The following is a 25,483-nucleotide window of genomic DNA, read 5'->3' on the forward strand; positions in this document are numbered from 1 at the left end:
GCTCTGCCCTTTGCCCCTGACCCTGTGATGCCCCGATGAACCGCGCTCCCCTGCTGTTGATGATACTGGTCACCTTGCTGGCCGCCGCTGGCTGGCTCTTCTCGAAAGAGGCGATTCGCGAACTGCCCACCGCCGCCTTTATCGGCAGCCGCTTCCTGTTGGCCGCCCTGCTGCTGTTGCCGCTCGCCTGGTTGCGCGAGCCGCCCCCCAATGGCTCACAACTGCTGCGTGCCGCCGGGTGCGGCACCTTGCTCGGGGCCAGCCTGCTGTTCTGGGTTACCGCCATCAGCCAGAGCGATGCCCTCGGCAGCGGCGCCTTCATCATGAGCGTGGCCACCCTGATGGCGCCGCTCGCCGCCTGGGCCGCCTTCAAGGCCAGACCCGGCCGTCACTACTGGCTGACTCTGCCCGTGGCCGTCGCGGGTCTGCTGCTGCTCTCCAGCAGCACCCACTGGGGCGTGTCGCTCTCCCTGTTCTGGTTTCTGGCGGCGGCCGCCACCCTGGGGGTTCAGCTCGCGGTGCACCGCCACTTCGCCCAGTCCATTCCCCCTACCTGGCTCACCTGCATCCAGCTGGCGGTGACCGGACTGCTCGGCACCCTGCTCTCCCTGCTGACCGAGCAGTGGCCCGCCAGCATCGGCACTGGTATCTGGGGCTGGTTTGCGGCCAGCGTCCTGATCGCCACCACATTGCGTTACTGGCTGCTCACCCACGCCCTGAGCCGGATGACCACGGCCCACGCCGCCCTGCTGATGCTGCTGGAACCGGTCTGGACCCTGATCTTAAGCACCCTCTTCTATGACGAACCCCTGGGCCCCGCCAAGCTGGCTGGTGCCGGCCTGGTGCTGGGTGCTCTGGTGCTCTACCAGCTCCCCCTGCTTCTGAGAAGCGCCAGGCTCAAAGCGACCCGCTGATGGAAGAGCCGCTCCGTCGACAGTAACGGGGTGGCTATCGGAAATGAAAACGGGCCTGCACTTGCAGGCCCGTTTTTATGGCTGGATACCCATCCCTTGGCGCTTGTAGGTAACGGCCAGAGAAACATGGGAATCAGTACGCCTCAGAGACAGGAGGCGAAAAACTGATTCACCCGCTGGATAAAGTTGCGCTTGCGTTTGTATTCGGTTGAAAGCGCCCAATGTTGCCGATTGACTGGGCGGAAATAAGAAGGCACCGAGTCCCAGTCCCCTTCTTACGGGTACGCACCAAGCGAAAGACAGGCCCCTTACAAGGAACTGACCTCTTGGCCTCCCCTTTGTACCCCCACCAACAAGTCATAAATAATTTGTCCAAACTCCCTGGCTTTCACCGAGTCAGACAGCAGCTGCATCATCTGTTCCTGATGGGCTGCACTGCTGCCCAGAATCGCATCATCAAGGGCTTTCGGGAAATCCCCCAACATGGCTTGTTCACGGCTATTATTGGCAATCTGGCTCATGACGGTTTCATTCTCGGTCAGCTTGTCACGCACCGTCACGGCATAGTTGAGCATGTCCTTGTCGGTCAGATTGTCGGTGGCAAACAGCTCGTTCAATCGCTCGATGACAATCGACAAAAACTCCTCTTTCTTGTCCTTGGCCTTGGCGGTCCCCATCTCATTGCCTGGCTGCAGCTGGTACTCCCCCTTGCTCTCTTTCAGCTGAATATCCTGCTGGCGGATCTTGGCGAGCCGATAGTGACTCATCACCACATTGCCAAGATCCAGCCCATCGTCATCCGTCACTTGCTCTCGCAGCAAGGGGCGCAAATGACGGGCATAGAGGCTTAACTTCTCCAGCTCCTTGTCGTCGTAATCGACAATCTGCGACATGAACTCATAGAAACGGACGAAGCTGCCGAGATCCTTCTTGAAGATCTCCAGCCGATCCTTCTCCTGTTTGCACTCCTTGAAGCTGTTCTCGGCATTGGCAATCAACACAGCATCATCTGTCTTCTTGGTGCGTTCAAACATCGCCTTGGCATGCTGGTAGGCCTCTACCGCCGAGCGGTAACGGTGTCGCCAGCGATCTGCCGCAGGCTTGCAAATATTGCTGATCACGGCATTGGACTTGTTCTTGGTAAAGAAGGCTTCGACGAACTGCTCTACCTCAGCCCACATAAAGATACCGCTGGCCTGCAGCTTCTCGAACAGATCAAAAATCTTGTCAGGATTGGAGACATCCTCCAGCTCTGCCACCTGATAGTAGGGCTGGAACGCATCAAGAATATCTTGCGGATCATTGAGAAAATCGAGCACAAAGGTGCCGGTCTCGGCCTTGCCGGGGTAGGTGCGGTTGAGGCGCGAGAGAGTCTGCACACACTCAACTCCTGCCAGCTTTTTATCGACGTACATGGCGCATAGCTTTGGCTGGTCGAAACCGGTCTGGAATTTGTTGGCCACCAGCATCACCTGATAGTCATCACTGTCGAACGCCTTGCGCAGATCCCGCTTTTTCAGATCGGGGTTCATATTGTGCTCGGTATACTTCTTGTCGAGCAGCGCCAGGCTATCCGGATCATCAGGGTGAAACGCCACTTCGCCGGAAAACGCCACCATGGCCCGAATGCCGGAATAGCCGTTATCGGCCACATATTTGTCAAACGCCAGCTTGTAACGCACCGCCTCCTTGCGTGAACTGGTCACCACCATGGCTTTGGCCTGTCCCCCCAGCAACCCCATCACGTTTTTCTTGAAGTGCTCCACAATCACTTTCACCTTCTGCGAGATGTTGTGATCATGCAGCCGCACCCAGTGATTGAGCCTGATCTTGGCCTTGCCTGCATCAACCTCTTGATCCTCTGACTCCAGCGTCTGCTTGAGCTGATAGATCACCTTGTAGTTGGTGTAGTTCTTCAGCACGTTGAGGATAAAACCCTCTTCAATCGCCTGACGCATGGAGTAGACATGATAGGCCTCCGGTTTATTACGCCGGGAAGCTGGCTGACTCGGGTCGGGCAGACGGCCAAACAACTCAAGGGTTTTCGACTTCGGGGTCGCCGTAAAGGCGTAGTAACTCAGATTCGGGCTACCACGGCGCGCCGCCAGTGTCGCATCGATAATATCTTCCGATGTCAGCTCGCCATCGTCGACGTCATCGCTCATCAGTACCTCTTTGAGCTGACGAGCGGTCCCTCCGGTCTGCGACGAATGTGCCTCGTCGGCGATGATGGCGTAACGCCGCTCCTTGAGTGAGGCCGAGTTCTCGATGGCCTGCAGCACAAACGGAAAGGTCTGGATGGTGACTATGATGATCGGCTGGGATGAGGACAACGCTGCGGCCAACTGCTCCGACTTGGAGCCCTCACCCTCCTTGCGATTGATGCGCCCAACCACACCATCGGCGTGTTCAAACTGGTGGATGGTCTCCTGCAACTGATCATCCAGCACTGTGCGATCGGTGACCACAATCACGGAATGAAACTGCTTGTTGCCTGCGGCATCGTACAGGGTGGAAAGCTGGTGAGCCGTCCAGGCGATGGAGTTGGATTTGCCGGAGCCCGCACTGTGCTGGATCAGATACTTCTGTCCCGTCCCTTCTGCTGTGGCCGCAGCAATCAATCTGGTCACCACGTCCCACTGATGATAACGGGGGAAGATCAGGCTCTCTTTCTTGTATTTTCGCCCCTCCCAATCCTCCTTCTCTTCAATCTGCAGATGAATGAAGCGACCCAGAATATTGAGCAGGCTATCCGGGGTTAATACCTGATCCCACAGATAGTCGGTGGCGTAACGGGTCGGATCATCAGGAATATCATTCCCTTTGCCCCCGTCCTGGGTGCCCTTGTTGAACGGCAAGAAGAAGGTCTCTTCACCTGCCAGCTGAGTGGCCATATAGACCTCGAACTGACTCACGGCAAAATGAACCAGCGCCCCCCGCTTGAATGTCAACAACGGCTCCGGCTTTTTGGTCGCTGGATCCTTGGGCGGGCGGGTCAGCTTGTATTGAGCAATGGCATCGGCAACGGTCTGCTTGAACTCAGACTTGAGCTCAAGGGTGGCGACCGGCAAACCATTGACGAAGAGCACCAGATCGATACGCCACTTCTTCGCCTGTGCCCCGGTGGCCTCCAGCTGCTCCCGGGTGGCGTAGGGGCTGTACACCAGCTCGGGCACCAGGCGACAAATGTTTTGCTGATAGCCAGCCAGCGTCTCTGGATTGAGCTGATGTTCCGGCTTGAACTGACATAACGAGAAACGGGCATTGCGGATCTTAAGGCCATGGCGCAATACGCCAAGGGTGCCATAGCGACGGGAGGCGCGATCGGTGGCGTTCACATCGGCCTTTTTCAGCCGGGCCACCAGCGCATTCACAAAGTGATGTTCCGGGTCGACGGGGAACACCTTGCACAGCTTCTCCCACTCTCTGGGCTGGCTCTCTTTGACAAAGCGCAGTGCATCCGCCTGATAGAGCGCCGACTCGCGGTCATACTCCGCCGAGCGGCCCCGTTGCCACCCTTTGGCCATCATCTGCTCGATAATATCCGCTTGAAAATTGCGTTCTGCCGTCGTGTCGGTGGTCATCGCATATCCTTGATATTTTTATTCTTTATCTTGTGCCAGACGCTGTTTGGCACTCTCTGTTGCGTGATGCAGTTTCTGCTTCAACAGCTCGATAGGGGGTAAGACGGTGAGGTACTCGGCCACATGAATGCCCGACTTGTCGAGCTCCAGCAGCTCGATCTGCTCCTGCTTCTTGCTGCTGCACAGAATGATGCCAAGGGGCGGCAACTCGTCGGCTTCTTGCTCATATTTTTGCAACCAGCGTAGGTAGAGCTCCATCTGGCTTTTGTGGGCGTGCCTGAACTTCTCGGTTTTCAAGTCGATGGCCACCAGTCGCTTCAACTTGCGGTTGTAGAACAGCAGATCGATATAGAAGTCATCTTCATCGATCTGGATCCGCTTCTGCCGTGCGACAAAGGTAAAGCCGGCCCCCATCTCCAGCAGGAAGTGCTCGATATCCCGCAGGATCGCATCTTCGAGATCCTTTTCCAGATAACGGTCACTCAAGTCGAGAAAGTCGAGCAGATAGGGATCTTTGAGCAGCAGGCTCTGGTTTACCCGACCCTGATCGCGCAGCAGGTCGAGCTCGGCCCTGATGGTCTGCTCGGGCTGTTTCGAGATGGCGGTGCGCTCAAACAGCAGCGAGCCGATCCGCTCATCCAGAGTGCGGGTTGACCATCCTTCACCGACCGCCATCTGACGGTAGAAGTCACGTTTGAGCGGATCATCGATATAGATCAGGGTCTTGATATGGGTCCAGCTCAATTCTCTCCGCAGTGCGGAGACAATCTCGGGATCGGCGATGCTCTCGGCAAATCGCATGCAGTGGCGCAACTGCTGGGTGCTCCACCCCTTGCCAAACTGCGCCGTCAACTGGCGGGCCAGCGAACTCACCACTTGCTTGCCATAATCGGCCCGCTCACCGCCGAGCACTTCCCGGTTGATCCGCTGCCCCACCTGCCAGTAGAGCAGGGTCAGCTCGCTATTGACCGCCACCGCCGCCCGCTGTTTGGCCCCGGCGATAATGGCGATCACCTCCTGCGCCAGAGGGAGCGATGGCGTTGTCATAGACTGGTCTCCTGAGTGGCGTGACAGACCTGCGAGGTGGGGGCCTGCCACTGCCGTACATCAATCTTGCCGGTAACGGCGGCGGAAATCAGGGCTGTGCGGCGCTCTTGCAGTAATTGAATTTGTTGCTTAGATTGGCTTTCTATTTTGTCTATTTTTTCTATTGCCACATCCAAATGTTTCATGATAGCCCATCGTTCAGCTTTGGGCGGAATAACTAATGGTGTTTCTTTAATATTGCTAGACGATATAGATGCAAGATTGGTACTTTGCTTTGCAACAGAATAAAAATAATACTTTGCATAAATGGCACTGGTTAGCCAACTCAACCAGTCTGATTCAATACCCGTCACACGAATAGAGAACACATGATTCTGATGTATACAGGGTGATATCACCCCTGGCCACACAGCACCTCTTCCTAATTTGTCATTATCACCGCCCTCATTCATTAGAACATCACCGACTCTGAGTGAATAACGTTCTAACTCATGAGGCTCAATATCTATTTCATACACATCATTAAGATCTAAATACCCATCTTGGACATTAGCAACACGTAACATAGGCACAGAAACTCTACGCTTCCCTGTTAAATCTTTACCTTTAGGAATTCCTGATTGGATCGTAGCTGTATGTTTTAATCGCCTTACAAACCAATGTTCTGGAATATCGCCCAACCAAGTAACGCCTGAGTCTTTCATCGGCACATTCGGGTTTAACCCTTTAGTTACAGCATGGCTAATCACTGCCTGACGCTTTTCTTTCAATAAATTAATCAGCTGTTTCTGCTGTTCAAGCAATGCATCAATCTTGGTCGTTTCATAATCAAGAAAACTGGTTATACGGGCCCGCTCACTTTCATCATCAGGAATCGAGAACTGGCAGTTACCAAGATGCTCTTGAGTCATGCTTGGCAAAGCGGTATTTGTGGCATAACGACCGAACTGAATTGTCAATGCCAAATAGTATAGATATTTCGCATCAATTCCTTTGTGCATTTCGGTGTAGTACATAGTATCCACAGTCCAAAATGGCTCATTGATGTACAGCGGTTTGTCGATAGTCCCCTTGCGGCCCAACAACACAGAGGGCTGGTCATACATGAACTCCGTGGCGTAAGCAAATTGACCACCCGACCCCATAACCGGAAAACCTGAGTCTGATTGAACCAACTTGAAATCCTGACCATTTTTTATGGTTGCCAGATACTTTAATCGACACACTTTCCAGTGGGCTGGAATATTACCCAACCACTCAACGCCAGAGTTTTTATACTCTGGATAGGCGGTATATTTCATGCTGGAGGTGGCATTACCCATTACGAATGCACCTCTTGCAGCAGACGCATAATATCGGCACTCACCCGATCCAGTTCGGCATCGATGACGGCCAGCGCGCGGGGGGGCTGATAGACATAGAAGTGGCGGTTAAAGGGGAGCTCGTAACCGACGACGCCGATCTCGCCATCCTGCCCGTCCCGCTTGTCGGCATTGATCCAGGCATCGGCCACATGGGGCTGCACTTCCCGCTTAAAGTACTCCTCTATCAGCGTGACGGTATTGCGGTCGGGGTCGAGGGGAATATTCTCGTAGTCCCGCAGATCGCTGTCCTGCTCATACTCCACCACCTTGCCCTGATAGTGCTTGAGCGACCCCGCGTAGGCAAAGGCTCCGTAGAGCGGCTGGGGCTCCTCTTTCACCACCTTGCTCACCACGGGCTCGGCCGCCGGGTTTTTCCAGCTGATAGCCTCGATAAACTGTTTCTTCTCTTTGGCATCGAGCTTGACACCGCTGCTCTGCAGGGCCTTTTTCAGCGCCAGCTCGAACCGGTTGAAATCATCACATTGGGCGGTGCCGAGTGCCGCCTGCAAGGCCTCTGTCTTATCCATCAGGGCGCGCTGGCTCTGCCACAGGGAGGGGGCCAGCAGCTCCTTGACCTGCTTCTCCTTGAGCTCGGGGAAGTCTGCCTTGATCAGGGCTCGTACCTCGGCTTCGACCTCGCTCAGTGAGCCATAACCGTCATCAGCCCAGGTGGTGCCAAATTTCTCATATACCGCCATCATCGCGCCGTTGAATGGCTTAGGGGCAAAACGCAGCGAGGCGATGGCCTCGTCACTGACGGCGACCGAGAGGCGCAGCGGTCGCTCTATGGTGACCCGTCGATAACCGAAGCGATGAGTGTCAAAGATTTTGCTGGTGAGCGGCTTGCCGCTCTCGGTCAGGGTATCGATGGCGACAAAGTCGCCAAAGTTGCGGGTGATGGCGGCGATCTCGTCATCGCTCAGTACATTGCGCTTGGAACCAAGGGATTTGCGCATCTTGCTGCCAAGGGTGGCGCCGTTGATCAGCTGCACCTTGCCCTGGCGCTCGGCTTTTTTCTTGTTGCTCAGCACCCAGATATAGGTGGCGATACCTGTGTTGTAGAACATGTCGGTCGGCAGGGCGATGATGGCCTCCAGCAGATCCGACTCAAGAATAAAGCGACGGATCTCGCTCTCGCCGCTGCCAGCCCCGCCGGTGAAGAGAGGGGAGCCGTTGAGAATGATGCCGATCCGCCCGCCGTCGGTCACGCTGCCATCAAGGGCATGGGTATCACGCATCTTGCTGACCAGATGCAGCAAAAACAGCAGGGAGCCGTCGGAGACACGAGGCAGGCCGGGGCCAAAACGACCGGCAAACCCTTTCGCACTCTCTTTTTTGATCTCCTCTTCAATCTTCTTCCAGTCCACCCCAAACGGCGGATTGGAGAGCATGTAATCAAACTTGTCGCCGGGCAGTTGGTCGTTGGAGAGGGTATTGCCGAGCTTGATGCGGCTGACATCCTGCCCCTTGATCAGCATGTCTGCCTTACAGATGGCATAGGATTCGGGGTTGAGCTCCTGACCAAAGGCACGCATGACCGCCTTGGGGTTGAGTTCGTGCACATACTCCATCCCCGATGAGAGGAAGCCCCCCGTGCCCGCTGTCGGGTCGTAAATGGTGCGAATAATCCCCTCTGTGGTCAGCGCCTCGTCATCTTCCATAAAGACCAGCGAGGTGGTGAGCCGCACTATATCGCGCGGGGTGAAGTGCTCACCGGCAGTATCGTTGGAAGATTCGGCAAAGCGGCGGATCAGCTCTTCAAACACCAGCCCCATCTCGTGGTTGGAGATGGCGGCTGGGCTAAGGTCAGTGGTGGCAAACAGCTTCACCACCTTGAACAGCAGGTTGGCATCTTCCAGCAGGGCGATAAATTCATCGAAGTTGAAGTGCTCGAAAATCTCCCGCGCATCTTTCGAGAAGGAGTGAACATAGTGCTCCAGGTTGGCCTTGATCCCGTTTTGCCCCATCTTGGCCAGATCCATCGGCGAGGTGTTGAAGAAGGCCAGCCCCTCGGGATTGGCCTTGCTCCGGGTCGCGCGCAGTAAGAGCTTCTCCTGCGCCTCTTCCGACAATTTCATCGTGCTGACCCGCTGATGCTCCGCTACCACGGCATCCTTGGTGGGGGCCAGCACGCACTCGAGGCGGCGCAATAGGGTGAAGGGCAGTATCACCCGTCCATACTGGGATTGTTTGAAATCACCGCGAAGCAGATCGGCGACCGACCAGATAAAGGCTGCAGTCTGGGAAAAGTTGTGGTTGGTCATCTTGTCTTCCAAAAAACATTCGAATCGATTGTCTTGACGGCAAAGCACTCGTAAGAAGGCCGACATCTGGTACGACTTTCCTGGCAGCGAGAGCATTTTGGTGCAACAGGCATTTCACTCCAGCTCGTGAACATCATGACGCCATCGAGGGGTTGGCTCATGTTGGGAACAAAAGCAGAGAAAGAGGGGCTTATTCTGCCATGAGTGGAGGGAGGTGGACCATGCTATCGACCATCAAAATGGAAGCCCCCGGGTGGCGGGGGCTGGTGCATCGATGAGGGAGATCACTCGATGTTCTGGATCTGCTCGCGCATCTGCTCGATGAGCACTTTCAACTCGACGGCGGACTGGGTCACCTCGGCGTTGATCGACTTGGAGCCCAGCGTGTTCGACTCGCGGTTGAACTCCTGCATCATGAAGTCGAGGCGACGGCCACAGGCGCCACCCTTCTTCATGATCTTGTTGGTTTCGCTGATGTGCATCTCCAGACGATCCAGCTCTTCGGCCACGTCGATCTTCTGGGCCAGCAGCACGATCTCCTGCTCGATGCGGGCCGGATCCAGCTCCACCTTGGCTTCGGCCAGGCGGTCGGCGAGCTTCTGGCGCTGCCACTCGATGATTTGCGGCAGGTGCTCGCGCACCTTCTTCACTTCCACCTGGATGCCGTCCAGGCGCTGTTCGATCAGCGCCTTGAGGTTGGCCCCTTCGCTGGCGCGGGAGGCGAGGAAATCTTCCATGGTCAGATCGAAACCGCCGAGCAGCTCGGTGGCGACCACGTCCATGTCCTGCTCGGCGGCAGCCATGACCCCCGGCCAGCGCAGCACGTCCACCGGATTGAGCTGACCTTGGCCCGCCTCTTTCATCACCCAGTTGGCGCTGTCGATGATGAGTTTGGCCAGCTCTTCATTGATGTGCTGCTGGCTGGCAGCGGCCTGGGCGGCCTCGAAGCGCAGGTTGCACTCCACCTTGCCGCGCTGCAGCTTGGCGCGGAAGCGCTCACGCAGAACCGGCTCCAGGCTGCGCAGTTGTTCCGGCAGGCGAATGTAGGTCTCCAGATAGCGCTGGTTGACCGAACGAATTTCCCAAACGGCTGTGCCCCAGTCGCCCTTGAGTTCCTTGCGGGCGTAGGCGGTCATGCTGTGAATCATTGATTGTTCCGGGCTTGATGAAGTGTGCGGCCAGTATACTCAGCCAGGCCTGCTCAGTCAGCCGACGAGGTGGTTTTAGCGGCTGATATTTGAGTAGCGATCGCTTATACTCCTGCGCCAATTCAGCCAGCCCAGAGGTCAGTCCCATGTCCCGTCCCAGCGATCGCAGCGCCGCCCAGGTGCGTCCGGTAACCATCACCCGCCACTTCACCAAGCATGCTGAAGGGTCCGTGCTGGTGGAATTCGGCCACACCCGCGTGCTCTGCACCGCCAGCGTCGACACCAGCGTGCCGCGCTTCCTCAAAGGCAAGGGGCAGGGGTGGGTCACTGCCGAGTACGGCATGCTGCCGCGCTCCACCCACTCCCGGATGAACCGCGAAGCGGCCTCCGGCAAGCAGAGCGGCCGCACCCTGGAGATCTCCCGTCTGATCGCCCGCTCCCTGCGCGCGGCGGTAGACTTGAGTGCCCTGGGCGAGCACACCATTACCGTTGACTGCGACGTGTTGCAAGCCGACGGCGGTACCCGTACCGCCGCCATCACCGGTGCCTGCGTGGCGCTGGTGGATGCGCTGAACTGGATGGTGGAGAAGGGGCTGATCAAACAGAGCCCGCTCAAGCAGATGATCGCAGCCGTCTCCGTCGGCATGTTCGAAGGGGAGGCAATCTGCGATCTGGAGTACATCGAGGACTCCGCCGCCGAGACCGACATGAACGTGGTGATGACCGAAGATGGTCGCATCATCGAGGTGCAGGGCACCGCGGAGGCCGAACCCTTCACCCACGAGGAGCTGCTGGCCATGCTGGCCCTCGCCAAGGGCGGCATCGCCGACATCATTGCGCTGCAGAAGCAGTCGCTTGCCTGATACCAGGACCTGTTGATGTTTCGGCACAAGTCGCGTTGCAGTGTCAAAGGATGCCAGGCTAGGCGCAGGATGCCGCCAATGGTTATTCCCTTGGCAAGTCCTGCAACAACGCATGGCATCCTTTGCCACGCAACCCGTAGGGACGGGTCTGTTTTTGTGCATAACGTCGTTATTCGATGCCTCGTTTGGATTACCAAACTTCGCATCTCATGCCTAGTTCTGCGCAAAAACCGACTCCGTCGCGGCTGTGACGAAGCGTCAACAGATCCTGCAAACGCGGCACTGTCCGCGTTTTTTTATACCCCCACACAAGACAACGACAAGCCAAGCAAGGAGCCAGAATGAAAGCCTACCAGCGTCAATTTATCGAGTTCGCCCTGGAGAAGCAGGTCCTCAAATTCGGTGAATTTACCCTGAAATCCGGTCGTAAAAGCCCCTACTTCTTCAACGCCGGCCTGTTCAACAGCGGCCGCGATCTGGCCCGTCTCGGCCGCTTCTATGCCGCCGCCCTGATGGATGCCGGCATCGAGTTCGATGTGCTGTTTGGCCCGGCCTACAAGGGGATCCCCATCGCCTCCGCCACCGCGGTGCAGCTGGTGGAGCAGCACGACGTGGACGTGCCCTGGTGCTTCAACCGCAAGGAGGCCAAGGATCACGGCGAGGGCGGCAATCTGGTGGGCAGCCCGCTCAAGGGGCGCATCATGCTGGTGGACGATGTCATCACTGCCGGCACCGCCATCCGCGAATCTATGGATCTGATCCAGGCCAACGGCGCCTCCCTGGCTGGCGTGCTGATCGCGCTGGACCGTCAGGAGAAGGGCAAGGGCGAGCTCTCCGCCATTCAGGAAGTGGAGCGTGACTACGGCGCTCACATCATCGCCATCATCCAGATGAGCGACTTGATCCAGTATCTGGAAGAGAAGCAGGCCGAGCAGCCGGAGCTGGCGGCGCAACTGGCCGCCATGAAGGCTTACCGCGCCCAGTACGGTATTTGACGACCCGGTTTCCCCCTCATCCCCGACCCTTCTCCCGCGAGTGGAGAAGGGAGCAGATCGGCATGCAGCCGAGCCCGTCAACGGCGCCCAACGGCGCCGTTTTTTATTTTCACAAAAAGTCGGTGCGCTCACTTGAGCTTGCCCTTACAGTAAAGGTTAAGGTTTGGTCATTGGCGCGGGTTTCGGCCGACGGGTTCCGGGGAGGAACAACATGACCACTCATCTTCAATCACCCATTCATTTGCAGTTGCCGCTCAGCGGCATGAGCTGCGCCAACTGCGCCGGCCGCATCACGACCGCCCTCAACAAGCTCGACGGGGTATCGGCCACCGTCAACTTCGCACTGGAGCAAGCCGCCATCGAGCTGGCCAGCCCTGATCGTTTGCCGGCGGTGCTGGAGAGCATCCAGGCGCAGGGTTACGACTACGGCAGCGAGACCATATTGTTTCAAATCACCGGCATGACCTGTGCCGGTTGCTCGGCCCGTCTGAACAAGATGCTGGCGGCGCTGCCCGGCGTCATCTCCGCCGACGTCAACTTCTCCATCGAGCAGGCCCGGATCGTGCTGGTACCCGGGATGCAGACGCCCGCGGCCCTGCGCGAGCAGATCGAGGCCCTCGGCTTTGGCGCCCAACTGGCGCAGGGCTCGGCCAGCGGCCGCCGCCAGCAGTTGCTGGAGCGGGAAGCGCAGGAGGCCGCCAGCGCCCGTCAGGCGCAAACCCGGGTCATCGTCTCGACTTTGCTGACGTTGCCGCTGCTGGTGGGGATGCTGGCCATGGCCGGGTTGTTCCCCTGGCATCTGCCCGCCTGGCTGGAGCTGCTGCTCGCCACCCCGGTGCAGTTCTGGATCGGGGCCCGCTTCTATCGCGGCGCCTGGCTTGCCATCAAGAACCGCTCCGCCAACATGGATGTGCTGGTGGCCACCGGCACCAGTGCCGCCTACTTCTACAGTCTCTATCTGTTGTTGACGCTGGGGATGGCTGCCAGCGGCAAGCTCTATTTCGAGGCGAGCGCCATCATCATTACCCTGATTTCGTTGGGAAAACTGCTGGAGGCTCGGGCCAGACGCAGCACCCAGTCCGCCATTCGCGAACTGATGGCGCTGCGGCCGGAAACCGCCACCGTCTGGCGTGGCGAGAGTTGGCAGAGCGTCGCCATCGATGAGGTGCTGCGCGGTGATCGGCTGCGGGTGCTGGTGGGTGAGCGGGTGCCGGTGGACGGCAAAATCGTGAGCGGCGAGAGCGAGCTGGACGAGTCGATCCTCACCGGTGAGAGCCTGCCGGTGCTGCGCAGTGCGGGCGACAAGGTGCTGGGCGGTGCCATCAACCGCTCCGGCGTGCTGGAAATTGAAGCCACTACGGTGGGGGAGGACTCCAGCCTCAGCAAGATCATCGCACTGGTGGAGAACGCCCAGATGGGCAAGGCGCCGCTGCAACAGCTGGTGGACAAGATCTCTGCCGTGTTCGTGCCGGTGGTGATGGCCATCGCCCTATTCACCCTGCTGGTGTGGTACGCCATCAGTAACGACTTCGGTCAGGCGCTGCTGGCGGCGGTGGCCGTGCTGGTCATCGCCTGCCCCTGTGCGCTGGGGCTGGCCACACCGGCGGCCATCGTCACCGGTACCGGGGTGGCGGCGCGCCACGGCATTCTGATCAAGGATGTCGATACCCTGCAGAAGGCCCACGCCATCAAGGCGTTGATCTTCGACAAGACCGGTACCCTGACCCAGGGCCGGCCGGTGCTGGCCAGCTGGAGTGGCACAGCCGAGCAGCTGCGCCTCGCTGCCGCTCTGCAGCAGGCGAGCGAACACCCGCTGGCGCTGGCCATGCGCGAGGCGGTCGACAAGGAGACTACGCTGCCCCAGCCGGAGGCGGTGGAGGTGCGGGTCGGTGCCGGTATTGTCGGTCAGGTCGCCGGTCATACGGTCGCCATCGGCAATGCCAGTCTGCTGGCCCAGCTCGGCATTGAGGTGCCCGCGCAGGATAAACAGCCTGCCGACGGCGCGACCCGGGTCTGGGTGGCCATCGACGGCGTGGTGGCTGGCATTGCGGCGCTGGCCGATACCCTGCGCCCGGAGAGTCCGGATGCCATCGCCACCCTGCGCCAGCGCGGCATCGCCAGCTGGCTGGTGAGCGGTGATGCGCCGGCGCCGGTGGCCCATATCGCCGCCAAGCTGGGGCTGGACGGGGCCTTTGACTCCGTGCTGCCAGCCGGCAAGGTGGAAAAAGTCGAGGCGCTGCGGGCGCAAACCAGCGGGCTGGTCGCCATGGTGGGGGACGGGGTGAACGATGCCCCTGCGCTGGCTGCGGCGGATGTGGGCATCGCCATGGGCTCCGGCTCCGACGTGGCGATGGAGACCGCCGCCATCACGCTGATGCGCTCTGATCCGCGACTGGTGGCCGATGCCATCGACATCTCGGCGGCGACCTGGCGCACCATCCAGCAGAACCTGTTCTGGGCCTTCGTGTTCAACATCATCGGCATTCCGCTGGCGGCGCTGGGTTACCTCAGCCCCGAGCTGGCGGGGGCGGCCATGGCCCTGAGCAGCATCACAGTTTTGAGCAATTCCCTGTTACTGAAACGCTGGCAACCGCGGGCGCTCGCCCATGCCAGCCACCATGTCAGCACTGAATCGAACCGTTAAGGAGTCATCCATGAACATCAGCAAGGTAGCCAAGGCGACGGGACTGACCGCCAAGACCATCCGCTACTACGAGAGCATCGGCCTCATCTCGGCGCCGGTGCGCAGCGACAACGGCTACCGCAGTTACACCGACTCGGCCCTGCGCGAGCTGCGCTTCGTCAAACGGGCACGGGAGACCGGCTTCAATCTGGAGGAGTGCCAGGAGCTGCTGGCGCTCTATCGGGATGAGCACAGAACCAGCGCTCAGGTGAAGAAGCTGGCCCAGGAGAAAATCGTCGATCTGCGCTCCCGCATCGCCGGTTTGCAAGCCATGCTCAGCGCCCTCGAGGAGGTGGTGAGCTGCTGTCACGGAGATGCGAATCCCCAGTGCCCCATCCTCGACGAGCTGGAGAAAGGGTGAGGGAGGGCTGCGCCATTCGACCCTGCAGAAAAGGGTCTGTCGGGGCCTGTGCGGGAGAGGACGCGCTGAGTGGCAGCTTAATAGCGGTCGATTGATTGTTGAGCAGGAAAGGGGAGTGTTAAACTGTGCGGCTCTTGTACAGGGAGTACCCAGTTGACACAGAGTGTGAAATATCAGGTGCGGCGGGCCATCATGGTCCAGCTCTATACCCACGCCTCCTTCAGCCTGCCTTGCCTGGGGCTGCTGGCGATCAGCTGGAGCCTGCTGTTCCACGATTACCTGCCGGCCAGCGAGTCGCTGGGCTGGCTCGGTCTGGTCCTGCTGCTGTTGCTGGGGCGCTGGTGGCATTTGCGCTGGCGCCAGCCCAGGCTGGCGGAGCTTCCGCTGCCGGTGCTCGAGCGCGAGCTCTTTGTCGGGGTGACCATCACCTCCATCATCTGGGCACTGGGCGTGCTGCTCTATATGGACAAGCTGCCCGACACCTATCGTGCCGCCATGATGATGCTCTCCAGCCTGATCCTGACCGGCAGCGCCATCATGCTGTTCGGCAGCCGTCGTACCCTCTATGGGGCCGTGCTGCCCCTCGGGTTTGCCATGTTGTTCGAGCTCAGTGGCGGCAACACCCAGGAGCGTATCGTCTCCTGCATGCTGGCGGGGTATCTGTTCGTCTTTCTGCCCACCCTGCTGCGGCGCCTGCGGCGGGATCAGGTGGCCTCTCTCTACCACAGTTTTTCCAATGCGGATCTGGTGGCCGAGCTGAAGGCGGTCTCCGAGCACCTCAAGCTCACGTCCCGCCTCGACGGTCTGACCGGCATCGCCAACCGGGCCCATCTCGACGACTCCCTGGCGCGCGCCTGGCGTCGCTGCCACCGTGCCAGGGCGCCTCTTTCTCTGGTGCTGGTGGATGTGGACTACTTCAAGCAGTTCAATGATCACTATGGTCACCAGGTGGGGGACCAGTGCCTGCAACAGGTGGCGAGCCTGCTGGCCGAAGTGCTGCGGCGGGAAGACGATCTCGCTGCCCGTTACGGCGGAGAGGAGTTCGCCCTGCTGCTGCCCTGCACCACCTTGCAGGGGGCGATGCAGATCGCCGAGCAGGTGCGTACCTCGTTGCGAGCCCTCGGCATTCCCCACCACAAATCCCGGGTCTCGGGGCGGGTCAGTTGCAGCTTCGGGGTGGCGACCCTGGTGCCGGATCAGCATCACTCCATTGCCGAGCTCATCCAGAAAGCGGATGCGGCCCTCTATCAGGCCAAGCATAATGGCCGGGATCGTATCGAAGTAGCCTTGATGGGTAAGGTTGCCTGAGTTTCACAAGACAGATTAAAGAGGTCGTCTATGCAATGTCATCGTATCGAAGAGCTGCTGGAACTGCTGCAGCCTGCCTGGATCAAGGAGCAGGATCTCAGCCTGGTGCAGTTTGTTGCCAAACTGGCCGAGGAGGCGGGATTTGACGGTCCCCTGTCCGCACTGACCGACGACATGCTGATCTACCACCTCAAGATGCGGGAATCCGACAAGCAGGCGATGATCCCGGGGCTGGCCAAGGATCACGTGCCCGACTTCAAGGAGGCCCTGCTCAAGGCACGCGGCATCAAGTAATCCGGGCGTCACATCGCCATCAGAGAAAGGTTTCAAGAGAATCTGTGAAAAGGCGCATAGTCAACTGGCTATGGGCCTTTTTTGTTGCCTGAAATTGCGACGGGACTCGAACTATAGATACATTTAACCCACACAATTAGCAGGTTGTTTAAGATATAATCGCTTTCATAACAATATGAGTGGAGCGATGTGCTGCAATGGCCGACAAGGACAAGATCGACATCAAGGATGTGACCGGTGACGTCACCGGGACCTTCAATCCCAACACCTTCAAGGCGGGAGATGACAGGTTCAACCCCGGCAACCGCATCTATGTCCGCTCCCAGACTGGCTACTGGCAGCGGGTGCGCAAGGCCATGGGCTGGTTCTTCGTCGCGCTCTTTGTTCTCCTGCCCTGGTTGCGTTATGACGGCCGTCAGGCGGTGCTGTTCGATCTGGAGCACCAGCAGTTCCATATCTTCGGTGCCACCATCTGGCCGCAGGATCTCACCCTGCTGGCCTGGGTCTTCATGATCGCGGCCTTCGCCCTCTTCTTCGTGACCACCTTCCTGGGCCGGGTCTGGTGCGGCTATCTCTGTCCCCAGACGGTGTGGACCTTCCTGTTCATCTGGTTCGAGGAGAAACTGGAAGGGGCCGCCAACAAGCGTCGCAAGCTGGATGCGGCACCCTGGAGCGGCGAGAAGCTGGCCCGGAAGGGCGCCAAGCACCTGGCCTGGATCCTGCTGTCGCTGGGCACGGGGCTGACCTTCGTCGCCTACTTCCAGGATGTCTTCCACCTGGTACCCGATTTCTTCACCCTGCAGGCGGGAGGCTGGGTCATCTTCTGGGTGCTGTTCTTTGCCGCCTGCACCTATGGCAACGCCGGCTGGATGCGCGCCATCATGTGTATCCACATGTGCCCCTATGCCCGATTCCAGTCCGCCATGTTCGACAAGGACACCTACATCGTCGGCTATGACAGCCAGCGTGGCGAGACCCGCGGCGCCCGTGGTCGCAAGGCCGATCCCAAGGCCCTGGGGCTGGGGGACTGCATCGACTGCGACCTCTGCGTGCAGGTCTGCCCGACCGGCATCGACATCCGTGACGGTCTGCAGTACGAGTGCATCAACTGCGGCGCCTGTGTCGACGCCTGCGACCAGACCATGGAGCGGATGGGGTATCCGAAGGGGCTCATCAGTTACACCACCGAGCACAAGCTGGCCCACAGTGAAACCCAGGTAGCGCGGCCCAAGCTGATTGGCTATGGCCTGGTGATGGTCGTCATGCTGGGGGTCTTCGTCTATAACGCCATGTCCATCATGCCCATGGGGCTCGATATCCTGCGGGATCGCAACCAGCTGTTCCGGGAAAACAGTGAAGGGCTCATCGAGAACACCTATACCCTGAAGATCCTCAACAAGACCCTGAACTCCCAGACCTACCGGCTGGACGTGGAAGGGCTGCCGGAGTACCAGTGGTTCGGACCCCGCGAGGTGACCCTGAAGGCGGGCGAGATCTATACCCTGCCGGTGAGTCTGGCGGTGGATCCCTTCAACCTGAAGCGCCCCACTCTGGACGTCCAGTTCGTGCTCAAGCGGGAAGGCGCGGCGCCGGATGACAGCAAGGGGACCTTGCGCCAACCGAGCAAGTTTATCAGCAGGTTGTGACGGCAAGGCGCACCGCCATGCACGGCAACGGCAGACAGTGGTGATAGAATGGGGCGCAACAGCGCCCCTTTTCTATGGTGGATGACATGCGTTTCAACTATTCCGACCTCAATCCCGATCTCATCATGGATGCCATCGATCTCAGCGGCTTGCGCATCGACTCCGGCCTTATCGAGCTCAACAGTTACGAGAACCGCGTCTATCAGTTCCAGGATGAGGATCGCCGTCGCTACGTGGTGAAGTTCTACCGCCCCGGTCGCTGGAGCCGGGCCCAGATCCTGGAAGAGCACGCGTTTGCCGCTCGCCTCTGTGAAGCTGAGATCCCGGTCGCCGCTCCCATTGCCTTTGCCGGCGAGACCCTGCTGGAGCATCAGGGCTACCCGTTTGCCATCTGGCAGAGCGTCGGGGGGCGTCAGTTCGAGGTGGACAACCTGGACCAGCTGGAGTGGGTGGGGCGTTACCTCGGTCGCATCCACAGCGTCGGTGCCAGCCATGCCTTTCATCACCGGGTTCCGCTGGATGTGGAGAGCATGCTGCACGAGCCGCGTCAGTTGCTGGCGGCAGGCGAGTGGTTGCCGAGCGGGCTGGCCAAGTCCTTCTTCGGGGTGCTGGACGAGCTGATCCGGCACGTATGCGACGCCATGACCCTGGATGTGGCGCGCATCTCCCTGCATGGGGACTGCCACCCGGGCAACATCCTGTGGCGTGACGGCCCCCTGTTTGTCGACCTCGACGATTGCCGCACCGGCCCTGCCATCCAGGATCTCTGGATGATGCTGAACGGGGAGCGTCATGAGCAGCAGATCCAGCTCGATACCCTGCTGGCGGGGTATGAGGAGTTCATGGAGTTCGACCCGCGGGAGCTGGCGCTCATCGAGCCGCTGCGCGCCATGCGCATCGTCCACTACATGGCCTGGCTGGCAAGACGCTGGGAAGATCCCGCCTTCCCCCGCCACTTCTCCTGGTTCAACACCGAACACTACTGGCGCCAGCAGATTGCGACCCTGCATGATCAGCTCGAGGCATTGAAGGCCCCGCCGCTCAGCCTGATGCCGCAGTGGTAGGGGCGCGAACCCGGCAGATCGCCACGCCACGGGGCGTCCGTTGGTGGTGTCGCCCGCACCATTGCCACAGCGGCAAGGTGCCCGTGGGAGGCGGGATGGCGGTCCCGCCTGTCTGCCTTTGCCATTGACGGCACGAGGGTGAGGCAATAGGCTTGGACTGCTTCGGTTCGCCGGGCGTGCCTCACAGTGATCCCTTAACAGGAAACGTCATGAAAAAAGTACTATTTTTCCTCGCTGCCATGCTGATGATCCCCATGGTTCACGCCGCCCCGCAATTCAAGGAAGGTGTCAACTATGACGTGGTCAGCCAGACCGGCAGCGCCCAGCCGGAAGTGATGGAGTTCTTCTCCTATTTCTGCCCGCACTGCGCCAAGTTCGAGCCGATTGCCGAGGATCTGAAGAAGAGCCTGCCGGAAGGCGTGCCGATGAAGAAGAACCCGGTGGCCTTCCTGGGCCGTGAAATGGGCCCCGAGATGCAGCGTGCCTACGCCGTCGCCAATCTGCTGAACGTGGAAGGCAAGCTGACCCCGGCCATCTTCGACAAGATCCACACCCAGCGCCAGATCCCCCAGAGCCGCGCCGACGTGAAGCAGGTCTTCGTGGACAATGGCGTGCCGGCCGAGGAGTTCGACGGTGCCGTCGACAGCTTCGCCGTCTCCGGCATGGTCTCCCAGTTCGATCGCAACACCGAGAGCTACAATGTGCGCGGTGTGCCGGCCTTCCTGGTCAACGGCAAATACATGGTGAAGATTGAATCCATCACTTCCCAGGAGCAGTTCAACCAGCTGGTGAAATTCCTGCTGGCCAAGAAGGACTGATCATTCCTGAGTCGATACAAAAGCCCGCCGGTGCAAACCGGCGGGCTTTTTGTTTGGCATCTCGCGGGCCTGACTCAGACCCCGACGTGGAAGGCCTGCTTGAGGTTGCGAATGAAGTCCGCATCCCGGCAGAGGGTCTTGCCCGGGCTGTCGGAGATCTTGGCAACCGGGCCGCCGTTGCACTCAATCAGCTTGAACACGATGTTCATCGGGCTGACGCCGGGCAGATCGCAGGTGAGCTTGGTGCCGATGCCGAAGCTGGTGTTGATGCGGCCGCGGAAGTGGCGCAGCAGCTCGACGGCCTTGTCGAGGTTGAGCCCATCGGAGAAGACCAGCGTCTTCTCGGCAGGGTCGATGCCGAGCCGCTGATAGTGGCTGATGGCCTTCTCGCCCCACACCACGGGATCACCGGAGTCGTGGCGCAGCCCCTGGTAGCGGCTCGCCAGCTCGAAGTCGAAGTCACGCAGGAAAGCATCCATGGTGATGCAGTCGGTGAGCGCGATACCGAGGTGGTTGGTGAATTCGTCCAGCCAGCTGGTGAGGGCGGCGCGCTGGCTGAGCTCCAGCGGGAAGCCGAGCTGCTGGTGGGCCTGGAACCACTCGTGAGCCTGGGTACCCACCGCCGGCAGGCCGTACTTCTGGGCCAGCAGGTAGTTGCTGGTGCCGCGAAACGCCGGCAGCCGCTCCTTGAGGCGATCCACCACCGCATCCTGCACCGCGAGGGAGAAACGGCGTCGGGTGCCGAAGTCGATGAGGTTGAAATCCTGCATCTCTTCCCGGCTCAGCTCCCGCTCCAGCTTGTCGATCTTCTGATCGAGCCGCTCCAGCGCCTGAGTGACGCCGAACTGGGGGTAGCGGAAGCGGTTTCGCATCTCGCTGATGATGGCGAGCACCGGGATCTCCCACAGGATCACATCCTGCCAGGGGCCCTCGACCCGCACGTTGATGCGACCATCCTGTTCGAACACCTTGAGCAGGGAGGCGTCCAGCGGCTTGCGGCGCAGGTGGTCCAGGTAGTCGGGCGTGAAGAAGGGGCGTTCGGCCAGGAAGTCGAGTTCGGACCGGGTCAGGCGCAGGGAGCCGGCGAGGCGCAGTTGTTCCTCGATCTGGCCCATCATGGGCAGCAGGTCTTCTTCGTTGCGGCTGTGGAACTCGGCGACGACGTCGGCATCCGGATAGCGATGGAACACCGCCTGCTGCATGTGCAGCTTGTAGGCATCGGTGTCGAGCAGGCTGTGGAGGATGGGAGGCATATCAGGCTCCTGTGATGAGTGCTGCGCGGGCAACGCACTCTGGCTGCATCTGTGACGGGTGGGCGCCGGTGTCGGGTGGGCAGTGGAAAATGGAAGGCATGTCAGGCATCCAGCAGGCGTTGAATGTCGGCCAGGGTCTGGGCCAGCTCAGCGCCGGCCTCGATCATCCGGGTGCGGGCCTGGTCGATTGTCTCGGGGTCGATGCCGCGGCAGGCGTCGAGGTGGACGATGACCCGGAAACCGGCGCGACGCAGTTGCAGCACGCTGGTCTTGACGCAGTAGTCGGTGGCGAGACCGCCGACCAGCACGGTAGTGACGCCGCGGGCTTGCAGAAACTCGATGAGCCCGGTGCTGCGCCGCTCTGCCAGGTCGTGATAGCAGGCGCCATAGGGATGCAGATCCGGCTCGACCCCCTTCCAGACGAAGAAGTCGTAGTCGATGGGGGAGGGCAGGCCGTCGAGCAGCTCGAACCCAGGTGTGCCGGGCACGCAGTGGGTCGGCCAGGTGAGATCGGCATTCGCCAGAGCAAGGGGTTGCAACATGGCGCCGGGTTCGGTCACCACCCAGGGGGCGTTCGCGGGGTGGGCATCCTTGCTGCCGGTTCGCAGGGTGGCGAGGGCAGCCTGGGCATTGAGCGCCGCCACTATGGTATCCCCGCCAGCGACGGGCAGCTCGTTCGGGCAGAGGGGGGTGAATCCCTTCTGCGCATCAATATCCAGGCTGGCGATGATTCCCATGGATGGCTCCTTCACATAATATTCTTGTGATATTATCTACCAAACATTATTAGAAGGCGAGCAGGTCGACCAGGATGCCGAGAATGAGTCTGGATATGGTGGTGCTGCGGTTGCGCGAGGAGCGGCTCGAGCTGCTTCTCGAGACCCGGGATCGCCCCCCCTTTGCCCACTGCTGGCAGTTGCCGGCCCTGCGCATCGACGAGACCCGGGATCGGGATCTGGACGCGGCTCGCCATCGCCTGCTGGCAGAGTGGGGGCTGGAGCACTGTTACAGCGAGCAGGTCTGTACCCTCGGCAACCTGGAACGGGATCCCCGCGGCTGGTCCACCACCCTGGTCTATCTCTGTCTGGCGGATCCCGATGGGGGGGCGGTGCGCGGTCGCTGGCATCCTCTGGACGATCTGCCCGGCCTGCAACTCGCCTTCGATCACGGCCAGCTGGTCGCCATGGGGCTGGAGCGGCTGCGCATCAAGAGCCGTTACAGCACCCTGCCGCTGCATCTGCTGGGGGCAGAATTCACCCTCTCCGAGGTGCAACGGGCGTTCGAGATCGTCCTGCAGACCCCCATGAACACGGCCGCATTTCGCAAGCGGCTCCACCGTGCCGACATCCTGGTGGACACAGGGCGCAAGCGCACCGGCAAGCAACGTCCCGCCATCCTCTATCGGCTGGAGACCCCCTGCTGCGTCATGTTCGATCAGGTGATGCACGGTGCGGAAGCATAAGCCGATGTCTGCGAAAGCCGGATTGTCGCCCCATAGCGGGTCTGGTGCACTGGCACCTCACACAGGAAGTGAAAGCATGGGAGAGACGGGAATGCACAAGGTGCTGGTGAGCGCCTGTCTGCTGGGGCAGCCAGTACGTTACGACGGCCAGAGCAAGGGGATTGTCAGCGACTGGCTGCAGGCGCTGGGAGCCGAGGGGCGGGCACTGGCCTTCTGCCCCGAAGTGGCGGGTGGCCTGCCGACGCCACGCCCCCCTGCCGAGCGCCAGGGGGAGCGGGTGGTCACCGAAAGCGGGCTGGATGTGACGGAGGAGTTCGATCGGGGCGCCGCCCTTGCGCTGGCCCTCTGTCAGCAGCAGGACATTCGCTTCGCCCTTCTGAAGGAGGGGAGCCCCTCCTGCGGCAGCGGTCGCATCTACAATGGCCGCTTCGAAGGGGTTTCACTGGCGGGAGAGGGCAAGACCACGGCTTTGCTGCGCCGCCATGGCATCGCGGTGTTCAGCGAGGATCAGCTGCCCGAGCTGGCCTCGGCGCTCGCCTTGGCTGCCTGCGGATCGGTCTGAGCCGCCGCATCGGCCGCCTGCCACTGCGCCAGCACCTCGTCTTTTTCCTTCCAGCGTGCATTCAGCCACTCCTGGAAACCGCGTTTGAACTGCTTGTCGTTGAAGTAGTCCCCCACCAGTTGCTCGTCCACCGGCAGCTCCTCGATCCGCACCCGGATGCGCTTCATCTTCCCCATCAGGAAATCCTTGAAGGGGGTGTCGGGGTTGTCCGGGTAGCTGATGGTGACGTTGATCAGGCTGTCGAACTGATCGCCCATGGCTGCCAGGGTGAAGGCGAGTCCTGCCGCCTTGGGGGGCATGAGATGGCGATAGCGGGAGCGGGCGGCCTCGCGCTTCTGATCGGTGAAGCGGGTCCCCTCCACGAAGTTGATGACAGTGGTGGGAATGTGGCGAAACTTCTCGCAGGCGTTGCGGGTGGTCTCGATATCCTTGCCCCGCAGATGCGGATTTCTTAACAGAAACTCTCTCGAATAGCGGCGCATAAAGGGCATGTCCAGCCCCCAGCAGGCGAGCCCCAGCAGCGGGATGTAAATGAGCTCGTGCTTCATGAAGAACTTGGGCACCGGCAGCCGATTGCGAAACAGGTGGCCGAGCACCACGATATCGGTCCAGCTCATGTGGTTGCTGATGATGAGATACCAGCCATCCTTGCGCAGCCGGGTATTGTCCTCAATCTGCCAGTCGATGCGGGTAGTGAGGCGGATCACCAGGGCGTTGCAACCGAGCCACAGGCCCATGAAGCGATTGTTGAGCCGGCTGCAGGCGCGACCAAAGGCCGGCACGGGCAGCAGCAGTTTGGCCAGAGAAACCAGCAGGATCAGGCTGGCACACAGGGCGGTAAACAGTATGGTCAGGCCGGCGCTGATGAACAGCACCAGGGGGCCCGGGAGCAGGTTTGGCATGAGTGTCTTACTGCGTCTTGTCCGCCAGCAGCTTATCCAGGGTCTGGTCCTTCTCGTGCCAGATCCCGTTCAACCACTGTTGAAACTCTTGTTGGAACTCGGGGTCATTGAAGTAATCCCCCACCAGATTGCGTTCGATCGGCAGAAAGCGGACCCGAACCTTGATCTCCTTGACCCGACCGCACATGAAGTCCCAGTAGCTGGGGACGCCGCCGGGATAGGCGATGGTCACATCCACCAGCTTGTGCAGTTGATCCCCCATGGCCGCCAGGGTGAAGGCGATACCCCCTGCTCTCGGGTGCAGCAGATGACGATAGGGTGCCCCTTGCCTGTCGTGCTTGCCGACGGTGAAGCGGGTCCCTTCCACGAAGTTCATCACACTCACCGGCATATGGCGGAAACGGGCACACGCCTTGCGCGTGGTTTCTATGTCTTTTCCCCTCAGATGCGGGTGCTTTTCCAGAAATTTTCGGGAATAACGCCGCATGAATGGGAAATCCAGCGCCCACCAGGCCAGACCGAGAAAAGGTACCCAAATCAGTTCTTTCTTGAGGAAAAACTTCAGGAAGGGGATTTTTTGATTAAAAATCCGCTGCAATACCAGTATGTCGACCCAGGATTGGTGGTTGGCAATCACCATATACCACTCATTCCGGCGCCCTTTGTCCACTCCGACCACATCGAAAGGGGTGTTGATGATGGTTTTCTGGATCAGATTGTTAAAACCTATCCAGTGGGTGGCGCAGCCGTCCAGGAGGGTGTTGCAGAGACGTCGCGCCCCCTTGAAGGGCAGCAGCAGCTTGATGAGGCCAAGCAGCAGGACGGGGACAAACCAGAACAGGGTGTTGATGAAATAGAGCAGGGTCGAGAGGCTGCCGCGCAGTCGCTCTATCAGCTTGTTGAGCATGGTGGAATCCGTCTTCGTATCGGTGGATGGCAACCAAGTGGTCA

The 25,483-nt window shown here is 59.9% G+C and carries 21 protein-coding genes; 12 read left to right on the forward strand and 9 right to left on the reverse strand.

What is annotated here, in order from left to right:
• The first annotated feature begins 35 nt into the window (after positions 1 to 35).
• Positions 36 to 914, forward strand: coding sequence for a DMT family transporter (locus C3418_RS06970; RefSeq protein ID WP_103858208.1), 879 nt, complete (start codon positions 36 to 38; stop codon positions 912 to 914).
• Positions 915 to 1,222: 308 nt separating this feature from the next.
• On the opposite strand, the gene C3418_RS06975 is transcribed toward C3418_RS06970, so the two are convergent.
• The 5 genes from C3418_RS06975 to C3418_RS06995 form a co-directional block, all read right to left on the reverse strand.
• On the reverse strand, positions 1,223 to 4,498 hold the full coding sequence (locus tag C3418_RS06975) for a type I restriction endonuclease subunit R (RefSeq protein ID WP_103858209.1): 3,276 nt from the start codon (positions 4,496 to 4,498) through the stop codon (positions 1,223 to 1,225).
• Positions 4,499 to 4,516: 18 nt separating this feature from the next.
• Positions 4,517 to 5,545, reverse strand: a complete 1,029-nt coding sequence (locus tag C3418_RS06980; RefSeq protein WP_103858210.1) for a YhcG family protein — start codon at positions 5,543 to 5,545, stop codon at positions 4,517 to 4,519.
• Complete coding sequence (locus tag C3418_RS06985; protein WP_206618384.1) at positions 5,542 to 6,867, reverse strand: restriction endonuclease subunit S; 1,326 nt, start codon at positions 6,865 to 6,867, stop codon at positions 5,542 to 5,544. The genes C3418_RS06980 and C3418_RS06985 overlap by 4 nt, the downstream gene beginning before the upstream one ends.
• Complete coding sequence (locus C3418_RS06990; protein ID WP_103858211.1) at positions 6,867 to 9,173, reverse strand: class I SAM-dependent DNA methyltransferase; 2,307 nt, start codon at positions 9,171 to 9,173, stop codon at positions 6,867 to 6,869. The genes C3418_RS06985 and C3418_RS06990 overlap by 1 nt, the downstream gene beginning before the upstream one ends.
• A gap of 284 nt (positions 9,174 to 9,457) precedes the next feature.
• A complete protein-coding gene (locus C3418_RS06995) occupies positions 9,458 to 10,321 on the reverse strand; it encodes a YicC/YloC family endoribonuclease (RefSeq protein ID WP_103858212.1) in 864 nt (287 codons plus the stop codon).
• Between the two features lie 146 nt (positions 10,322 to 10,467).
• Here C3418_RS06995 and rph point away from each other — a divergent pair, with 146 nt between their 5' ends.
• The 9 genes from rph to C3418_RS07040 all read left to right on the forward strand — a co-directional run bounded on the left by rph (position 10,468) and on the right by C3418_RS07040 (position 20,353).
• Positions 10,468 to 11,184 carry a ribonuclease PH gene (gene rph / locus C3418_RS07000; protein WP_010676103.1) on the forward strand — a complete coding sequence of 239 codons (717 nt, stop codon included), beginning with the start codon at positions 10,468 to 10,470 and terminating at the stop codon, positions 11,182 to 11,184.
• A 341-nt stretch (positions 11,185 to 11,525) separates the two neighbouring features.
• A complete protein-coding gene (gene pyrE / locus C3418_RS07005; protein ID WP_010676102.1) occupies positions 11,526 to 12,179 on the forward strand; it encodes an orotate phosphoribosyltransferase in 654 nt (217 codons plus the stop codon).
• A 211-nt stretch (positions 12,180 to 12,390) separates the two neighbouring features.
• Positions 12,391 to 14,823 carry a heavy metal translocating P-type ATPase gene (locus C3418_RS07010; RefSeq protein ID WP_103858213.1) on the forward strand — a complete coding sequence of 811 codons (2,433 nt, stop codon included), beginning with the start codon at positions 12,391 to 12,393 and terminating at the stop codon, positions 14,821 to 14,823.
• A 10-nt stretch (positions 14,824 to 14,833) separates the two neighbouring features.
• On the forward strand, positions 14,834 to 15,223 hold the full coding sequence (cueR, locus tag C3418_RS07015) for a Cu(I)-responsive transcriptional regulator (protein ID WP_103858214.1): 390 nt from the start codon (positions 14,834 to 14,836) through the stop codon (positions 15,221 to 15,223).
• A gap of 153 nt (positions 15,224 to 15,376) precedes the next feature.
• The gene (locus C3418_RS07020) at positions 15,377 to 16,531 is read left to right on the forward strand and encodes a diguanylate cyclase (protein WP_043153375.1); all 1,155 of its coding nucleotides are present in this window, start codon (positions 15,377 to 15,379) and stop codon (positions 16,529 to 16,531) included.
• A gap of 30 nt (positions 16,532 to 16,561) precedes the next feature.
• Positions 16,562 to 16,825 carry a YihD family protein gene (locus C3418_RS07025; protein ID WP_010676098.1) on the forward strand — a complete coding sequence of 88 codons (264 nt, stop codon included), beginning with the start codon at positions 16,562 to 16,564 and terminating at the stop codon, positions 16,823 to 16,825.
• Between the two features lie 197 nt (positions 16,826 to 17,022).
• Positions 17,023 to 18,471: a cytochrome c oxidase accessory protein CcoG gene (gene ccoG, locus C3418_RS07030; RefSeq protein ID WP_010676097.1), complete on the forward strand. Its 1,449-nt coding sequence runs from the start codon at positions 17,023 to 17,025 to the stop codon at positions 18,469 to 18,471.
• 74 nt (positions 18,472 to 18,545) lie between these two features.
• On the forward strand, positions 18,546 to 19,535 hold the full coding sequence (locus C3418_RS07035; RefSeq protein WP_039039688.1) for a serine/threonine protein kinase: 990 nt from the start codon (positions 18,546 to 18,548) through the stop codon (positions 19,533 to 19,535).
• 209 nt (positions 19,536 to 19,744) lie between these two features.
• On the forward strand, positions 19,745 to 20,353 hold the full coding sequence (locus C3418_RS07040) for a thiol:disulfide interchange protein DsbA/DsbL (RefSeq protein WP_010676095.1): 609 nt from the start codon (positions 19,745 to 19,747) through the stop codon (positions 20,351 to 20,353).
• Positions 20,354 to 20,427: 74 nt separating this feature from the next.
• On the opposite strand, the gene pncB is transcribed toward C3418_RS07040, so the two are convergent.
• Complete coding sequence (pncB, locus tag C3418_RS07045; protein WP_103858215.1) at positions 20,428 to 21,606, reverse strand: nicotinate phosphoribosyltransferase; 1,179 nt, start codon at positions 21,604 to 21,606, stop codon at positions 20,428 to 20,430.
• 101 nt (positions 21,607 to 21,707) lie between these two features.
• Complete coding sequence (locus tag C3418_RS07050; protein WP_103858216.1) at positions 21,708 to 22,343, reverse strand: nicotinamidase; 636 nt, start codon at positions 22,341 to 22,343, stop codon at positions 21,708 to 21,710.
• Positions 22,344 to 22,417: 74 nt separating this feature from the next.
• Here C3418_RS07050 and C3418_RS07055 point away from each other — a divergent pair, with 74 nt between their 5' ends.
• The gene (locus C3418_RS07055; RefSeq protein WP_103858217.1) at positions 22,418 to 23,068 is read left to right on the forward strand and encodes a DNA mismatch repair protein MutT; all 651 of its coding nucleotides are present in this window, start codon (positions 22,418 to 22,420) and stop codon (positions 23,066 to 23,068) included.
• Between the two features lie 76 nt (positions 23,069 to 23,144).
• Positions 23,145 to 23,630 (forward strand): DUF523 domain-containing protein, encoded by a 486-nt coding sequence (locus C3418_RS07060; RefSeq protein WP_103255145.1) that lies wholly within the window; start codon positions 23,145 to 23,147, stop codon positions 23,628 to 23,630.
• On the opposite strand, the gene C3418_RS07065 is transcribed toward C3418_RS07060, so the two are convergent.
• Positions 23,576 to 24,532 (reverse strand): acyltransferase, encoded by a 957-nt coding sequence (locus tag C3418_RS07065; RefSeq protein WP_039039684.1) that lies wholly within the window; start codon positions 24,530 to 24,532, stop codon positions 23,576 to 23,578. The genes C3418_RS07060 and C3418_RS07065 overlap by 55 nt on opposite strands.
• 7 nt (positions 24,533 to 24,539) lie before the next feature.
• Positions 24,540 to 25,439 carry an acyltransferase gene (locus C3418_RS07070; RefSeq protein ID WP_103858218.1) on the reverse strand — a complete coding sequence of 300 codons (900 nt, stop codon included), beginning with the start codon at positions 25,437 to 25,439 and terminating at the stop codon, positions 24,540 to 24,542.
• Between the last annotated feature and the right edge of the window lie 44 nt (positions 25,440 to 25,483).

Origin of the sequence: Aeromonas sp. ASNIH8, assembly GCF_002919855.1 — a bacterium.
GTDB classification, from domain to species: domain Bacteria; phylum Pseudomonadota; class Gammaproteobacteria; order Enterobacterales; family Aeromonadaceae; genus Aeromonas; species Aeromonas caviae.

Bases quoted from the DNA above. Each gene is read 5' to 3' on its own strand.
- cueR (WP_103858214.1), top strand. From the start codon at position 14,834: ATGAACATCAGCAAGGTAGCCAAGGCGACGGGACTGACCGCCAAGACC.
- C3418_RS07035 (WP_039039688.1), top strand. From the start codon at position 18,546: ATGGTGGATGACATGCGTTTCAACTATTCCGACCTCAATCCCGATCTC.
- C3418_RS06975 (WP_103858209.1), bottom strand. From the start codon at position 4,498: ATGACCACCGACACGACGGCAGAACGCAATTTTCAAGCGGATATTATC.
- ccoG (WP_010676097.1), top strand. From the start codon at position 17,023: ATGGCCGACAAGGACAAGATCGACATCAAGGATGTGACCGGTGACGTC.
- rph (WP_010676103.1), top strand. From the start codon at position 10,468: ATGTCCCGTCCCAGCGATCGCAGCGCCGCCCAGGTGCGTCCGGTAACC.
- C3418_RS06985 (WP_206618384.1), bottom strand. From the start codon at position 6,867: ATGGGTAATGCCACCTCCAGCATGAAATATACCGCCTATCCAGAGTAT.
- C3418_RS06995 (WP_103858212.1), bottom strand. From the start codon at position 10,321: ATGATTCACAGCATGACCGCCTACGCCCGCAAGGAACTCAAGGGCGAC.
- C3418_RS07040 (WP_010676095.1), top strand. From the start codon at position 19,745: ATGAAAAAAGTACTATTTTTCCTCGCTGCCATGCTGATGATCCCCATG.
- C3418_RS07010 (WP_103858213.1), top strand. From the start codon at position 12,391: ATGACCACTCATCTTCAATCACCCATTCATTTGCAGTTGCCGCTCAGC.
- C3418_RS07065 (WP_039039684.1), bottom strand. From the start codon at position 24,532: ATGCCAAACCTGCTCCCGGGCCCCCTGGTGCTGTTCATCAGCGCCGGC.
- pyrE (WP_010676102.1), top strand. From the start codon at position 11,526: ATGAAAGCCTACCAGCGTCAATTTATCGAGTTCGCCCTGGAGAAGCAG.
- C3418_RS06980 (WP_103858210.1), bottom strand. From the start codon at position 5,545: ATGACAACGCCATCGCTCCCTCTGGCGCAGGAGGTGATCGCCATTATC.
- C3418_RS07060 (WP_103255145.1), top strand. From the start codon at position 23,145: ATGGGAGAGACGGGAATGCACAAGGTGCTGGTGAGCGCCTGTCTGCTG.
- C3418_RS06990 (WP_103858211.1), bottom strand. From the start codon at position 9,173: ATGACCAACCACAACTTTTCCCAGACTGCAGCCTTTATCTGGTCGGTC.
- C3418_RS07070 (WP_103858218.1), bottom strand. From the start codon at position 25,439: ATGCTCAACAAGCTGATAGAGCGACTGCGCGGCAGCCTCTCGACCCTG.
- C3418_RS06970 (WP_103858208.1), top strand. From the start codon at position 36: ATGAACCGCGCTCCCCTGCTGTTGATGATACTGGTCACCTTGCTGGCC.
- C3418_RS07025 (WP_010676098.1), top strand. From the start codon at position 16,562: ATGCAATGTCATCGTATCGAAGAGCTGCTGGAACTGCTGCAGCCTGCC.
- C3418_RS07055 (WP_103858217.1), top strand. From the start codon at position 22,418: ATGCCGAGAATGAGTCTGGATATGGTGGTGCTGCGGTTGCGCGAGGAG.
- C3418_RS07050 (WP_103858216.1), bottom strand. From the start codon at position 22,343: ATGGGAATCATCGCCAGCCTGGATATTGATGCGCAGAAGGGATTCACC.
- pncB (WP_103858215.1), bottom strand. From the start codon at position 21,606: ATGCCTCCCATCCTCCACAGCCTGCTCGACACCGATGCCTACAAGCTG.